We start from the raw sequence: 547 nt of genomic DNA on the forward strand, positions 1-547 counted from the left end.
GCGTCATGCCGCTCGTGCAACTGGCTGGCGGGATCGCCCATCACGCGGTTGACCATCCGGCCGCGCTGCACCGCCGGACGCTCGCCGATCGCCTTCACCCAGCGCTGGAAATGGGTGTATTCATGCACCTGCAGGAACGTCGCGGCGTCGTTGTACATCAACCCGCTGGCAAGCGCGCCATACCATGGCCACACCGCGATATCGGCGATGCTGTATTCGTCACCACCGAGATATTCGCTCTCGGCCAACCGGCGGTCGAGCACGTCGAGCTGCCGTTTGGTTTCCATCGAGAAGCGGTCGATCGCATATTCGATCTTTACGGGTGCATAGGCATAGAAATGGCCGAAACCGCCGCCAAGATACGGGCCGCTGCCCATCTGCCAGAACAGCCATGACAAGGCCTCGGTGCGGGCGGCGTGATCCTTTGGCAGGAAAGCGCCGAACTTCTCCGCCAGATACAGCAGGATCGCACCGGATTCGAACACCCGCACCGGCTTCTCGCCGCTGTGATCCATCAACGCGGGAATTTTCGAATTGGGGTTCACAT

At 61.2% G+C, this 547-nt stretch carries 1 protein-coding gene; it reads right to left on the reverse strand.

Features of this window, described 5'->3' with window-relative positions; all coding sequences use genetic code 11:
- Positions 1 to 515, reverse strand: a 515-nt coding sequence (locus RM812_RS42140; protein ID WP_311586296.1) for a glutathione S-transferase C-terminal domain-containing protein, incomplete at its 3' end; no start/stop codon positions are given.
- Positions 516 to 547: the final 32 nt, after the last annotated feature.

Origin of the sequence: Streptomyces lancefieldiae (genome assembly GCF_031845825.1) — a bacterium.
GTDB lineage: Bacteria > Actinomycetota > Actinomycetes > Streptomycetales > Streptomycetaceae > Streptomyces > Streptomyces lancefieldiae.